This is a genomic window from Methyloglobulus sp., assembly GCF_964779595.1.
Map to the genome: position 1 here is coordinate 36,639 of NZ_CBAROL010000011.1, position 15,214 is coordinate 51,852.

Sequence of the window (15,214 nt, forward strand, 5' to 3'; positions counted from 1 at the left end):
AAATTGAGGTAGAATTCGCGCTGGCATTCTATTCGATTTTTGACCCGTTAAGCTACTAAACTTCCATTACTCATGTTCGCCCGATTGTATCTGGTTTATTTTTTATCGCTTTTTGCGTCAATCAGCTTTGCTAGTGAAGCCAATTGGAACTGCCAACAAGACAAAAACACCAAAGAATGGGTTTGTGTGGGGTCAGCAGCTGCTGCTAGCCCATCTTCTAGCACCACACCTAAAAGCATTGCACCCAAAATAGCCGAGACTGCGGAAAAAGCTCAGACATTCGATACAAAACCTCTTCAAGCTATTAAGCCTGTCGAAATTAAAACCCAGGAAAAATTGGTAGAACAACGACCTGCACCGATTAGCAATCCTATTTCGGCTAAACCTAAGCCATCTCCAATCATTTCAGAAGCACCACCTCGAGCTCTACCGGCCACTCAAAAACCCGTGGCAGCAAGCAGTAAACCAGCAGCAGGCGATAATACCAAGCCGCGCGGCTGGAATTGTGACACCAAAGGTGAAGAAGGTAAGTGGAATTGCCAGTTGGAAGGTGCGGATCCTAAAGGCGAAGCGCGTGTTGTTGATGCTGAAGAACACAGTCGATTAAGCTTGCTCAACCCCGCATTTGATTATAAAGAAGAACGTATTTTCAATACCTTAAGGGATCGCTTTAAAAATAATCCTTGGGGTAATTGCTCTATTCAACTCGGCACACAGAAATATTATGTGCCTGATAAAAAGCAGCGCGACAAAGCCGATTTGGATATGGATTCCAATGCTGCCGAAATCTACGATAATGAAGTCGGTAACTATCAGGGCAATGTCGAGATGAAACGTGCCGACCAGCAAGCTTCTTCCAATTCGGCAAATTATGATTCGGTTTCAGAGAATTTAGATTTACACGGCAATGTCTTCTACAGCGAGGATGAGTTGTCTTTATTTGCCGACACCGCAACGTTAAAGCTAGCCAGTGATGAGGCACGTTTGCGAGATACCCTATTTATTTCACCGACGACACCTATCAGAGGCAAGGCCAGTGCGGTGTATCGTGATAGTGCCACCTTATCCAGATACAAGGGTGCATCCTATACATCCTGCGAACCTGGTAATCAGGATTGGATTGTCCATGCCACCGATTTAAAAATGAACAAAAAAACCGGAGATGGCTCGGCAAAAAATGCTTGGATTGAGTTTAAAGGCGTGCCGGTGTTTTATTCGCCTTATCTATCTTTTCCGATTGACGATAGAAGAAAGACCGGTTTCCTTGCGCCATCTTTCGGACGAATTCAAAAAGGTGGCTTTAACTTTTCAGCACCTTTTTACTGGAATATAGCACCTAACTATGATGCAACGATAAGGCCGCGATATTACACTAATCGAGGGCCATTACTGGCAGGTGATTTCCGTTATCTGACCAAAAAATCAAAAGGTTTGGTGAGTGCTGAGTTCATGCCCGATGACAGCATCGATAATAAATCAAGATATTTAGCAACGATTAAGAATACCACGCGGTATACGCCTAATATTAGTTCCAACCTTGACTTAAATATCGTTTCTGACAGAGCTTATTTCTCAGAACTTGGAAATGCACTGAGTTTTCCAAACTTCAGTCACGTTAGAAGTTATGCAGATGCGTCTTATGTCGATAAAGGCATCTCCTTTACGGGGATCGTAGAAAACTTTCAAACTATAGACCCTACGTTATTACTCTTAGGAGGTAGGCTAAAACCGTATCGTCGCTTACCGCAACTTAATTTAAACCTCGACCACGCATTTGAATCCGTTGTTCCTGCCAACACGGGGATGGAAAGTGAATATGTATATTTCCAGCATGACGACAGCAGATTACCCGACGGACACCGATTTAATGTCAAACCGTATGTTAGCTTTCCGCTAAAGACTGCAAGTGCCTACGTAACACCAAAACTGTCCTTGCAGCATACGGAATTTTTAATCAGTAAAGAAAATTCTGGTTTCAAAGATGCCAATGTGAGCCGAACTGTGCCGATTGCCTCAATAGACAGCGGTTTATTTATAGAAAAAGATGTTAATTTGTTCGGAAGCAAATACTTACATACCTTAGAGCCCAGACTTTTTTACCTATACATTCCTAAAGTTGATCAAAGCAATATCCCTATTTTCGATACCTCTTTGTATGATTTCCAATATGACAGCTTGTTTAGAGAAAACCGTTACAGTGGTGGCGACAGAATTCAGGATGGCAACCAAGTTTCTGCTGCGTTAACGACACGTTTGGTTGATTCAGAAACGGGATTGGAAAAATTAAAATTAAATCTCGGTGAGATTTTTTATTTCCAAAACCGCGATGTGACGGGGCCACTCATACGCGTTGGTACAGATTTTTTGAATAATGCCGTACAAACCAGCACTTATTCGCCAGTCGTGGCGGAGTTAAGCAGCCAACTTAATAATCATTTTTCTGTTCAAACCGGAATTCAATGGGACCCTGATGTTAATGAGATAGTCAGAGCTAATGCGGCATTACATATCGTTAACAATCCCGGTGAGCTAATAAATATTGGCTACACGTACAGAAAAAGTAACTTGATTAAGGATGCCCTCGATGATGCGTTGGCTGATAACACATTAAGTTCCGGTGATAGAGCTCGCTTCCAATTGTTCAGGGACGACAATCCTACAATACGCAGTAATGATATTATCCAGAGTGATGTTTCCATCCGTTGGCCCATTTATGACGATTGGTTTGCGGTTGGACGTTGGCAATATTCCTTGTTATATAACCAAACGCAAGAAGCTTTTGTTGGGCTAGAAAAGGAAAATTGTTGTTGGCGGTTTAGGGTAATTGGTAGGCGTTATATCAATAACTTAACCACCGCTAATTCTATTACTGGACAAACCAGTAATACCCAAACCGGTCTGTTTTTTCAACTCGAACTTAAAGGCTTGACGGGTATTGGGGAAAAACTGGATGATTTCTTCACACAAAGTATTTTTGGTTATCGGAAATCCGAACAATGATGTATTTGAATGACTTAAAAAAACTATTTACCACGCTATTGGTACTGTGCGGCTTATTCTTGGTTAGTCAAAACCTCTATGCAGAGGTTTTGGATAGAATGATTGCCAATGTCGAAGGCGAGGCGATTCTTGAAAGCGAGCTGCAACGTGAAATTATGACGATTGTGCAACGGATTCAAGCCAGCAACACCGCCATGCCGCCTGATTACGTGTTAAAAAAACAGGTGCTGGAGAAAATAATTATTGAAAAGCTCCAGCGCCAGTTAGCTGAAAAAGCGGGCATTAATCTAAGCGAAGAGATGCTAAATAATTCAGCGACTGACATCGCCCAAAGAAACAATATGTCGCTTGAGCAATTCAAACAAGAGCTGCAAAAGCAGGGCATGTCTTACCAAAGCTTTCAAGACAATATGCGTAATGAAATCGTCATCAATCAACTTAGAGGCAAGGAAATTGGTGAGCGTATTAAAGTTACCGACCGAGAAATCGAACACTTTATAGAAACGGAAGACAAAGGCGGTACAGGAATGGGGCAATACCATCTGGGGCATATCCTGATAGCTGTTAAAGAAGGCGCGTCATCCGCAGTCATTCAAAAAGCCAAAATAAAGGCAGATGAATTAGTTAAGGAGCTGCGTTCCGGTCAGGATTTTACCAAGACGGCAATGAGCAATTCCGACGATGACAACGCGTTAAAAGGTGGCGACTTAGGCTGGCGCGGTAAGGCCGATGTGCCAACATTATTTGCTGATGCAGTCAGCGCAATGAAAGCAGGTGATGTGTCTGATCCCATACGCAGCCCAAGTGGTTTTCATATTGTTAAAATGCTAGAGATGAAAGGCGTAGGCGCACACACGATAACCAAGTCAAAAGTTAGGCATATCCTGATTAAAACCAATGAGTTGATAGATGATGCCGAAGCCCAAAAACGACTACTTGCACTAAAGCAACGCATGGTTGATGGTGATGATTTCGCCACACTTGCACGCGCGCACTCCGACGACAAAGGGTCAGCACTAAAAGGTGGCTCGCTAGATTGGGTAGGGCCAGATGATTTGGTCAAACCGTTTCAGGAGGCCATGGAAAAGTTGGCGATCAATGACATCAGCGAACCTGTTCAAACCCAGTTCGGTTGGCATTTAATCCAGGTTTTGGAACGTGAAAACAAAGACGACACCAGCGACTTCAAAAAAAATGAGATCAGGGATGTCATCCGCAAACGAAAAATCGAGGAAGAAACCGAGCTGTGGTTGCGCCGCTTACGTGACGAATCATCGGTAGAAATCTATCAGGATAGACTTTGATTTGCGTTACGGCAATTCGCCTTGTATAACAGCAATAGGATGAATAAAAACGACTCAACATTGCCATTAAATTTGCAGAACGAGCAGCTAAAAATGCTGAAGGATAAGGTGCAAGATATTTTTGCCACCCAAAGCTTTGAGCATCAGCGGCGACTGGTTGAATCCATTGCAGCAGAATTAAACATCACTGTTCTCGATTGTGCGGCAGCGCTAGTGATGATACTGAATGACGAAAACCCCAGCAACATAGTTCCGAGCAAAATCAGCCAGCCACAAATCGTAGCCGAAAAGCCCTTACCTCATAATTTAGCTACGAGCATCAGGTTGGTTCGCTATCGTCTTGATGTCGGTTATCAGCATAAAGTGACGCTGGATGAAATTAAAATAGTGTTGGTTGAAGAATCCGGCGTTGACATCAAAAATATTGCCAATTTGCGTATGCAGGATTGTTACACCCTGATAGATCTACCTGATGAAATGCCGCAGGAAATATTTCATCACCTGAAAACGGTCGAGATAAACCAGCAAAAGCTCGACATCAGGCGCGTTAAGCCGCGTAACAAAAAGCGTGGCAACCGTATGCACCGTCGTCCCCGCCCCGTCAATTCATCACCTACCAAAGAAGTGAGCCAAGATTGAAACACTGCTATCGGAAAGCTAGTGCGTTAACGGCTTAATACCGATACGGTATGTTTTCTGCTTGATAAAGGATTAAATGACAAATATTCAATACATTAACACCCCTGAACAATTGGCTGCGCTGTGTGAACACATAAAAAAAGCGCCCTGGCTGGCTTTGGACACCGAATTTTTAAGGGAAAAAACCTATTATTCCAAGTTTTGCCTATTACAAATAGCAACGCCGGAATGGGTGTCCTGCGTAGATCCCATTGCGTTGCCTGAGTTAGACACGCTTTTTGATGCCATCTATAACCCCGCTATCGTCAAAGTATTTCATTCCTGCCATCAGGATTTAGAAATCTTTTATCAGATGACCGGAAAAGTGCCAAGTCCGATATTCGATACCCAAGTTGCTGCGCCATTACTGGGTTATCAGGACAATCCCGGTTATGCCATGCTGGTTTCCAGCCTATTGAACATCAACCTCAACAAAGCCCACACCCGCGCCGATTGGAGCAAACGGCCATTGTCTAAAGAAGAAATCCAATATGCCGCAGATGATGTCATTTATTTGTGCCAAATCTACCAGATTATGCTAAAAAAATTGGCAGAACTCGGTCGGGCAGACTGGCTAAAACATGACTTCAAAGAACTGGAAAACCCCAATAATTACCAAGTCGTGCCGGAAAAGGCGTGGCTTAAGATTAGGGGCAAAAACAAACTCACGGGTAAGCAATTATCCATCGTGCAAACCTTAGCGGAATGGCGGGAAATAACAGCCCAAGCTGAAAATCGCCCCAAAACCTGGTTGCTGCGTGATGAACTGCTATTTGACATGGCAAAGCTGCAACCGGAAACAGTCGCTGACTTGGAAAACATTCGTAGCATTAACGAACGGACTGTTCACCGTTACGGCAAAAAATTGTGCGAATTAATCACCAAAGCAAAAAATACCGAACCCCAGCCGCAGCAGGACAAAGACAAAACCACCAAGAAAAATCAACAGCACGAAGCTATTTTGGACATATTAACGGCATTGGTACGTATCCGCGCCGAAGAAAATTCACTTAATCCAACCATATTAGCGACTCGAAAAGATCTGGAAATGCTAATGTTAAATGAAGAGGAAGGCTGTCCCTTACTGCACGGTTGGCGCTATTCCATGGCAGGTAAAGAACTGGTTGGCTTATTGAAAGGCGAGCTACTATTCGGCATTCAAGCAGACCGACTAAGCGTTATCGAAAAACAATAAAGTGGGTTGTAATTTTCGAGATAGCCAAGGAGTGCAAACCTAGGTTTGCAACGCCATAATTATTAGCGACACGGCAATTAAGCCTGTTGTGATTTGCGGGTAGGCTATAGTTGGTTACACTCCACAGGGGCATTAGTAGGTCAAGGCTCAGGTTGTGATTTGCGGGTAGGCTATAGTTGGTTACACTGTTATTGGCTTTATACCACATATATATACTGTTGTGATTTGCGGGTAGGCTATAGTTGGTTACACTACATCATACAGACCGCACAATAATACCCGGGTTGTGATTTGCGGGTAGGCTATAGTTGGTTACACTTGAAAAATAAACATTAGTAGTCGCCCTTCTGTTGTGATTTGCGGGTAGGCTATAGTTGGTTACACTGGATTTGGCTATTCGCGAACTTATTAAGCGGTTGTGATTTGCGGGTAGGCTATAGTTGGTTACACTTTGCCACTATAACGGGACGTATTGGCACGGGGTTGTGATTTGCGGGTAGGCTATAGTTGGTTACACTCCGACAAGAAAGCCCATGAGGACGCAGTCGTTGTGATTTGCGGGTAGGCTATAGTTGGTTACACTAGGTTATTGGGTATAACAAGCACGCCAAGGTTGTGATTTGCGGGTAGGCTATAGTTGGTTACACTATAGTATTTTTTTCATATTGCTATCCCTTGGTTGTGATTTGCGGGTAGGCTATAGTTGGTTACACTAACTACCCAAAGCTATGCCCAAGCTGATAAGTTGTGATTTGCGGGTAGGCTATAGTTGGTTACACTTGCGGGTGGAGCGGGCGGTGACGACCTACCAGTTGTGATTTGCGGGTAGGCTATAGTTGGTTACACTAATGGGTTGGTCCGACATTAATGCCTCCTTGTTGTGATTTGCGGGTAGGCTATAGTTGGTTACACTTTAAAGAAGTCGGCGGGTTGCCCCCAGCTAGTTGTGATTTGCGGGTAGGCTATAGTTGGTTACACTACTTACTAAGCTCATGCTGCTTGTTCCATAGTTGTGATTTGCGGGTAGGCTATAGTTGGTTACACTCGGCGTACATGTACGGGCCAGGGCGCATCGGTTGTGATTTGCGGGTAGGCTATAGTTGGTTACACTTTTTTTTTGAAGTTGTCTTGAGTAGAATCTGTTGTGATTTGCGGGTAGGCTATAGTTGGTTACACTGAGCCAATGGTATTGAATATTGTTATGTATGTTGTGATTTGCGGGTAGGCTATAGTTGGTTACACTGATACTGTTGTCGATACTCTTACCCAAGATGTTGTGATTTGCGGGTAGGCTATAGTTGGTTACACTTAGGTCGTCCGTGTGCCAGCGGGTCATCAGTTGTGATTTGCGGGTAGGCTATAGTTGGTTACACTAACAGGATAGCCTTAAAGTACGTTGTCTATGTTGTGATTTGCGGGTAGGCTATAGTTGGTTACACTCCGCCTACACGCTTGACGCAGGCAATCATGTTGTGATTTGCGGGTAGGCTATAGTTGGTTACACTATGAATTTTAATAGGGATGCTAGGCGACTGGTTGTGATTTGCGGGTAGGCTATAGTTGGTTACACTGGGAAAATAACGCTTAGGGATTTGTTAGACGTTGTGATTTGCGGGTAGGCTATAGTTGGTTACACTTGTGACCACAACTGGGACACTCTCTAACAAGTTGTGATTTGCGGGTAGGCTATAGTTGGTTACACTTATCGGTATTTCGTTTAGATAGCACATGTCGTTGTGATTTGCGGGTAGGCTATAGTTGGTTACACTATATATTTAAAAATTATGATTACTGTAGACGTTGTGATTTGCGGGTAGGCTATAGTTGGTTACACTAATCGTTTATTTGATAGACAACGTACTTTTGTTGTGATTTGCGGGTAGGCTATAGTTGGTTACACTTAGCCCTTTCGTAATAGCTTGTTTACAAAGGAGTAGTTGTCGTTTTTGCAGTCAGAAAAGCGACAATTGCTCCGGCGGTTCTTCGATTTTCCTGCGTTTTTTGCCATAAAAAACTTCAATCCTGCCAAATTGTTTATCGGTTATTTTAATAATACGTACCTCGCCATCAGGCGGTAGCCGTAATTTTACCCGTTTTGCGTGGACTTGGGCGTTTTCTTCGCTGGCGCTGTGCCTCATATAGACGGAATATTGCATCATGGTGAAGCCGTCGGTCAGCAGATGTTTCCTGAAGTCCGTATATTGCTTTCTCGCTTCCGGCGTATCGGTAGGCAAATCGAATAAAACAATCACCCACATTGAGTTGAGTCCGCCAAAACTCATGGTTGCCGCAGGGTTTCTAATAACCCCTTCTCCCTTTGGGAGAAGGTTGGGATGAGGGTTATATAATACCCCCTCACCCTAGCCCTCTCCCTGAGGGAGAGGGGATTTTATGTGTTGGGGGTAGTTGAGTATAACCGTGCTGTCTTCATAAGCCCGTTTAAGATTTGTCAGCAAGTAATGGCAAGCAACCATCAACGGCAAGGTTTGCTGTTCCCATAAAACGGGTTCAGCCAATAAATTAAGCAAGGGGATTTTGGTTTCCTTGTTCACAATCAGCTCCGGGTTTTCAATTGCCATTAAGTACACTTTGTAATCCACCCACGGCCTAAACGGTTCCATCAGGTCGTCCGCCAAACACAAGCCGTTGTACTGGTTGCTGTGGAATAAACCTAATGCGGGATGTAGGCCGCTGCCGACGATGGCGCGGGCAATTAGGGCGCGGATAATGGCATAGCCATAATTCAGCAAGCTATTGATGCCTTCCAATTCAGTATCGCGGCGGAATTGCTCGCCAAATAACAGCCGCCAGTATTTTTGTGCGGCCTGGGCTTCCAGGTTTTCAGGATCGCCCGTTTTGACTTTAGTGGCTAGACGTTCCAGTGGCAGGTAGGTTTTGTCCAAACTTTTCAAGGTTTCCGTCTGGTTAATGATTTTTTGCTTGACGATTTGGCTCCACAGGCGTTTTTTCGTTGGCAGTGTTAAGGCGATTTGTTGTTTCAGGATTTTGGCGTGTAAGTTGTTGCCATCACTGATGGGCAATAACAGCGAATACGGCAGATAGCGTTCGTCACAAAACACCAGGGCAACGTTATGTTTCTGGCAAGCAATAATCGCTGCTTGCGTAATCACAATCGCCGGATTTTGCAAAATCAACGCGCCGATGTCTTCAATCGGTATTTGGGCGACGGTTTCGCCTTTTTTGTCGATCAGCAATTGCTGGTGTTTGAGGTGCAAATATGCCTGTTCGCTGATGTCAATGGTGCGTTTTATCATTCGATTAATTTCCCAATTGCGTTTATCGAATGCTTTTTCAGCTTCCAAATATTTATTAATTTTTCATTGATAGTAAGATGTAGTTCTTCATTTTTGTTAGTCAAAATGGTTGTTGAATGCAAGCGAAACATTACCATATTGATACCTGAGTCCAATTTTTGTACTCTATAAAACAATTGCTTACCTTCTTTCTCAATACTCACCAAGTCATTGATATGCAATGCCAGCACAAATTCATAATCCGCACCATGATCGGTCTTGATAATCGGCTGGCGTTGCATGGTGATGCCTTTGGCGCGTTTTGAGGCTTCCATCATCGTCACAAATTTCCCTGAATAACTGCCGTTTTCCTTGTGCTTGATGATTTCCACATGGTGCATATTGCCGTAAGCCAGCCATTTGAATACTTTGCCTTGTTTGTCCCGTGCGCCAAATTTGGATTTCTCCAACTTTGCCAGTGTGGTTTTAGATTGCAGGACACGAACCCGTTTGATCGGGGTCTTGCCATCTTGATGCAAGACCTTAACGCCTTCGGCAAACGCCAGTTTAGGGTTGTTGCTGTAATCTTGAAGATGCTGGGCGATGATTTCCTTAACAACCGGATCAATGATTTTCTCGACTTGGGTAAAACTGCCGTCCAGGTCTTTACGGTTGACATTGCCTACGCCTTCGATAAAACCTGCGCCAGTTACTTCGTGCAACTCGCCGCTGAGTTTGAGTTGCGGGGTATGGGCAATAATGATGCCGTCTAGCCGCTGTTCTAAGTCATCGCGCAAATTCAGCCAAGGCGGGTCAATATGGATGTCTTTCATATTGAGTTCCGACTGCCTGCGTTCCAGGTCTTGGGCGGTTTTTACCAAGGTTTGATACAAACGCCTGTCCACACAGGCAATCACGACAGCGTCAATGGCATGATGGCGGTGGTCGGTGCGTTCTTTTTTGTTGGTTTCCCCGATCAAGTCATTCAACCCCCACTGATGCCTAAGCCATGCGGTGGTAATGCCTTTGCTGACGGAAATATCCGCGCCCAGTTGCGCCAGATAAGTTTGGGCTTCACGGCTGATATAGCGGGTATCGTTAAGTTGGCTGTTGATAAAGTCCCGCTTTTGCAGTTCCGCTGCCGTGGTAAAAAAGCGGGTTTTTTTGGCTTTCAGCGACCTGTCCCAACGGTTGATGGCCTGGGTAATCTGATTCCATTTGTCGCTATTGCCACTAAACGCATCAACTGGGGTTTTCTGGCCTTTGTTCCGGTTTTCAGCAGCATAGCAAACCACTTTATTCATGTAAGAATCATCAAGGGATTCGCTGTACGGCAGGATGTGGTCTACCTCAATAGCTGCACTGAACAATTCGGATAAATTAATCGTCTTGCCACTGTAGGCACAAAGTTGTTTCTGGTCTTGCCACAGCCGATATTTGAGCTTGTCGGTTTTGCTGGGATACTTGGATAGCTTTAAATGTGGGCTAAGTTGCGATTGTTGCTTATATTTTTCCTCTGCTTCATCGTTGGCTTTGGTATTTTTGCCTTGTTGCTTGATAAAGTCCTGGTAGCGTTTGGTGTTCATTTCCAAGTCACGCGCCATTTCTACCCGTATGGCATCGGGTTTACCGTATTCAGCAATAATGGCGTTGATAAGTCGCCTTAGCTCGTGCAGGGCTTTTTGTACGATGGGGTTGGGTAATTCGGGCGGTATGCCTAGTTTATCGGTTGCTATGATGTCTTTAACTTCATAACCGTAACCCGCGCTCACGCGAGCATCAGAATAAATCTGCCCTTGTTGCAAAAACGGTAGCAATTTGTTGATAGCTTTCAGGGATAGGTTGCCGTGTCCTGGTTCAAACTCTAACAGGCAAAGTTGCACAGCGGTATTAGGGTTAAATCCCCAATGTTTAACCAAGCGGTTTTTCAGCACTGATTTTTTGGTGATGGTGAGCAGGTCTTCAACTAGGGCGTGTTGTTTTTCGTCAGTAAATTGATCCCATTCCGGTAGTTGTTTACGGATTTCACAGGCGGTAATGTTGCCTTTGAGTTTTTTATTGCCGATTTCCAAATTAAATTCGTAAGATTTATCCAGACCTAAAGCTTTTCTTACGGCAGCAAAACTTATGCTTTGGGTGGTTTCGAACAGCTTCACCAGTTTCTGTTTGTCTTGTTCGTTAAGCGATAGCGACTTTTCCGTATATGGATCAAAGTATTGCACATTATTAATATCTTGCAGATACCGAAAGCGTTGGCTTTCGAGCCAAGCGAGTTTTGCTCGGTTTTTGGTGGGTTCCAACGAGCATTTGCCAATCCTGTCTGCGCGGAGCTTTAACGGGCGTTGGTAAAAAATGATTTGCTCTATTTCCTCTTTAACAGCATCGGTCAAAACGCTGTGGTGTTGTTTTTGTTGTTGCCAGATTAAATCCAGTTCATCGCGGTACATTTGGCGGTCGGTACGGAGATGACCACCGTCGGTTTTCCGGTTGCGTTTGCAGTCATGATGATCTAACGAGGCAAGATATTCGCCCAAGGTACGCTTACCCGATTCAGCAATGGTGTTTTTTAATTTGCTGATGTCAGCCTTGAAGGCGGTTTCTTCCTTGGCGCGTTCGGAACTGGTGTCATCTTCACCTTCCAATTCAGCCAAAACATCCAGCACATCAGGGTCGTCTGCCATATCGCCCAACAGTGTTTTGCGGTTACTTAAAAAGCCGCGTCGTTGCACTAAATGCAGGAAAACGCGGCCTAACTCAAAAGGCTGTACAGGATAATCTAATGCTTTCGCCCTTAATTGGTAAGGGTTGCCTAGATCGTTCAGGATAATTTCCGGTGTAAGGTTGCCAGTCAGTTCAGGTGGCAATAACTTTAGTGTTATCAGATAATTGAGCATCCGCAACTTGCGTCTGCCACGACGTTGCAATACTCGCCGAGTCAAACGAGCATTCCGGCGTTTTACATTTTTGGGCGTGGGTGTTTTTTCTTCCACTGCTTTGGTAAAAATTCGACTACCCAAGTCGATAATTATCTGGGGTTTACCTTCGGTTTCTTCAAGTAATGCCCAGCCAATTGAATTAGTGCCTAAATCCAAACCTAGAATTTTCTTGCCCATTTTTAACCTTCGTCTATAATCAGTTGCGTAGTGTAACCAACTATAGCCTATTGCTTTGCTTTTCATACCAATGGAATGTTTTTCCGTAGGCTCCGCCTTCAAGCGACCCAAGCCCTCACGAGGTTGAAAAACCGACGGGGGCTTTTTATTGCCTGGATTTTGTCAGTCCAGAGCATAGGCGGGAAAATTTACCGGAATAGTCTTTTTGGGTTCTATGCTCGAAGGATTAGTAGCGAATTATTGGCTTAAGGTTATGCCAGCGTGAGTGAAAATACGAGTACTGGAGCGTTTCAGAGCTGCCTATTTAGGCAATCCCGGATGAAATAACACATTGCCGTCTTTTTTGAAGTTGCCAATGATAGTTTGGCCTTCCGCGCCAACCACATAATCTATGTATTTTTTGGCAAGCCCGTATTTGATATGGGCATGACGTTTTGGGTTGACGGCAATGACATGATAAGGATTCAGCAGTCCCGCGCCGCCCTCAAATAAGATGACCAGTTGGGTCTTATCTTGATAAGCAAGGAAAGTGCCTCGATCTGTCAAGGTATAAGCCAGTTTGTCATCAGCCATTCTTAACACGGCGCTCATGCCTTGACCTGCCGAAATATACCAATTCCCCGCTGGTTTGATGCTGATTTTCTCCCATAATTCTAGCTCTTTTTTATGGGTGCCGGAATCATCGCCCCTAGAAATAAAAGGCGTTTTGCCCAGGCTGATTTTCTTCAAGGCTTCCTCGGCGCTCGATGCTGATTTAATCGCTTCGGGATCAGATTTTGGCCCGACTAGGATGAAATCATTGTACATAACAGCCGTGCGGTCTAAGCCAAAACCATCCGCAACGAATTTTTCCTCGGCTTTGGGGGCATGCACCAATAGCACATCGACATCACCGTTCTCGCCCAGTTTCAGGGCCTTACCGCTGCCAACGGCGATAACATCAAGTCGGACGTTATTTTTTGCGGCAAAAGGCGCATTCAAAACTGGCAACAAGCCGGTGTTTTCAGTGCTGGTTGTGGTCGCCATTCGTAATATTTCTTCGGCATGGATAGAAGAAAAACTAAAAAAAGCACTTAATACTGCAATTATTTTTAACAATTTCATAACACCAAATCCTATTTATTTTATCGGGCAAGTTAAAACCGAAACTCTGTGTTGACAAAGAAATAATCGGAATCTTTCTGTCCACCAGCGGGTAATCCGGCTGAGGCAGGGAGACGGTCGAAATAATCACCCTTAAACCAGTGTTCGTAGCCAGCCTCAACAACGATGTTGCTTTTTAATTTCCATGACCCAACCAGTTCGATGTCATGCCCTAAAAAACGGCCTGCATTGCCGGATTTGTCCCTTAGCGCTTTAAAGTCATTATTAAGGTTCGATCCGGCGAACGCATCTTTGGCTTCGGCTAGATACCAAACATGATGTTTGACAAATAGCTTGAGGTCATCCCGTGGCTGTAGCGTGAACCGTGACCCAACTGACTCGATGTTGGAGCGGAAAAACGGCCCGAAAATACCCGTTTGCATCATATCACCGCGACGTACGCCAAATAGCCTGTCGAAAGTGTGGTTGTTGTTGCCGTTGGGATTATTTGTTCCGCTGGCGTAATCATATTCGGCATTGAACCTGGGAAACCATGGGGCATTGAAGGTATAGCCAATTTCGGCATGACCCATGTAATCGAGCAAGTCTTTACCATTGGACTTACCAGTTTGCACATCGCCTTCAAATTCATAATCCACTTTACCGAAGTCCTGTTTTTGGAATCTGGCAGTTTTTGCCGGGCTTTGGTAGCCCCTTATGCCAAAAGTCGAGAATGTCCTGGCGTTAGTGGCAATTTTTTTGTCGTTGATGCCATAGTAATAAGCCTCGCCATTTAGCCAAGACACTTGGCTTGTTTCAAAAACGGCTCCCCAAAACAAACGACTGCTACTGCCTTCGTCCAAATGGGTGGGATCAATTTGCACGGGCGATGTCAAAAATGCCCGCACCCGCCAATCCTTGTCGTTGCCTATGGCAAAGTGTGCGCCGTCAAAGCTGTTAGTCGTGTTGCGGTAACCGTTTCGTCCTACCAAACGACCCGAGCCAATATGCAAGGTCATTCGCCCGACATGAAAATCAGTCCTCAGTCCAGTATCGTTGATATTACGGAACGTTGCCGACCCGAATAACTGTAAAACGTCAAAATTATTGGTGATCGTAAAGTTATTGAAATCATTGGGGCCAGCAAAATGCGTACGGGAATCCTGACCTTCAAACATCAACCAGAACGGGCCATGATTTACGCCTAAATGCACCCGCGATTGCAGCGGCAATTGCACATCGGTGTTGCTGGACTGGCCGTTACGCCAAGGGTGCGAGACCGATTCATAACGGGTGCGTTGGCTTAAGCTGAATTCCATCCATTCGGGTAGGTTTAACGCCGCTTTAGCCAAGCGATTCCATTTGATTTTGGATGATGGGATCAAGGCTTCGTCAGGCAGTTCTTGCCATTTTTTGGAGTGGTATTCCTTCGCTACGCGATCACCTGCGTCATCCCAGAATCCTTGAGAAGCCAGTACATTCTCTGGGCTGATTAACAGAATATTAACCGTACTTACGATTAATGCTTGTTTAAAGATATTCATTGTAGATCTAAGAAAGGGTTAAAAATCGCAGTTTTCCAATAGA

9 protein-coding genes and 1 CRISPR repeat array are annotated in these 15,214 nt (G+C 44.6%); of the genes, 4 read left to right on the forward strand and 5 right to left on the reverse strand.

What is annotated here, in order from left to right:
- Positions 1 to 72 precede the first annotated feature (72 nt).
- The 4 genes from AC1YY3_RS06000 to rnd all read left to right on the forward strand — a co-directional run bounded on the left by AC1YY3_RS06000 (position 73) and on the right by rnd (position 6,177).
- Positions 73 to 3,000: an LPS-assembly protein LptD gene (locus tag AC1YY3_RS06000; protein WP_481824493.1), complete on the forward strand. Its 2,928-nt coding sequence runs from the start codon at positions 73 to 75 to the stop codon at positions 2,998 to 3,000.
- A complete protein-coding gene (locus AC1YY3_RS06005; protein WP_481824494.1) occupies positions 2,997 to 4,304 on the forward strand; it encodes a peptidylprolyl isomerase in 1,308 nt (435 codons plus the stop codon). The genes AC1YY3_RS06000 and AC1YY3_RS06005 overlap by 4 nt, the downstream gene beginning before the upstream one ends.
- A 39-nt stretch (positions 4,305 to 4,343) precedes the next feature.
- Positions 4,344 to 4,943: a DbpA RNA binding domain-containing protein gene (locus AC1YY3_RS06010; protein ID WP_481824495.1), complete on the forward strand. Its 600-nt coding sequence runs from the start codon at positions 4,344 to 4,346 to the stop codon at positions 4,941 to 4,943.
- Between the two features lie 76 nt (positions 4,944 to 5,019).
- A complete protein-coding gene (rnd, locus tag AC1YY3_RS06015) occupies positions 5,020 to 6,177 on the forward strand; it encodes a ribonuclease D (protein WP_481824496.1) in 1,158 nt (385 codons plus the stop codon).
- Positions 6,178 to 6,262: 85 nt separating this feature from the next.
- Positions 6,263 to 8,078: a CRISPR direct-repeat array (repeat unit 36 nt; unit sequence GTTGTGATTTGCGGGTAGGCTATAGTTGGTTACACT).
- Between the two features lie 51 nt (positions 8,079 to 8,129).
- Here rnd and cas2 read toward each other — a convergent pair.
- The 5 genes from cas2 to AC1YY3_RS06040 form a co-directional block, all read right to left on the reverse strand.
- Positions 8,130 to 8,459 carry a CRISPR-associated endonuclease Cas2 gene (cas2, locus tag AC1YY3_RS06020; RefSeq protein WP_481824602.1) on the reverse strand — a complete coding sequence of 110 codons (330 nt, stop codon included), beginning with the start codon at positions 8,457 to 8,459 and terminating at the stop codon, positions 8,130 to 8,132.
- Positions 8,460 to 8,537: 78 nt separating this feature from the next.
- The gene (gene cas1 / locus AC1YY3_RS06025) at positions 8,538 to 9,452 is read right to left on the reverse strand and encodes a type II CRISPR-associated endonuclease Cas1 (protein WP_481824601.1); all 915 of its coding nucleotides are present in this window, start codon (positions 9,450 to 9,452) and stop codon (positions 8,538 to 8,540) included.
- On the reverse strand, positions 9,449 to 12,544 hold the full coding sequence (cas9, locus tag AC1YY3_RS06030; protein WP_482194366.1) for a type II CRISPR RNA-guided endonuclease Cas9: 3,096 nt from the start codon (positions 12,542 to 12,544) through the stop codon (positions 9,449 to 9,451). Before cas9 ends, cas1 begins: the two co-directional genes overlap by 4 nt.
- 300 nt (positions 12,545 to 12,844) lie before the next feature.
- Entirely contained in the window at positions 12,845 to 13,648 is an 804-nt protein-coding gene (locus AC1YY3_RS06035) for an ABC transporter substrate-binding protein (protein ID WP_481824599.1), read from the reverse strand.
- 32 nt (positions 13,649 to 13,680) lie between these two features.
- Positions 13,681 to 15,171, reverse strand: a complete 1,491-nt coding sequence (locus AC1YY3_RS06040) for an alginate export family protein (protein WP_481824598.1) — start codon at positions 15,169 to 15,171, stop codon at positions 13,681 to 13,683.
- Positions 15,172 to 15,214: the final 43 nt, after the last annotated feature.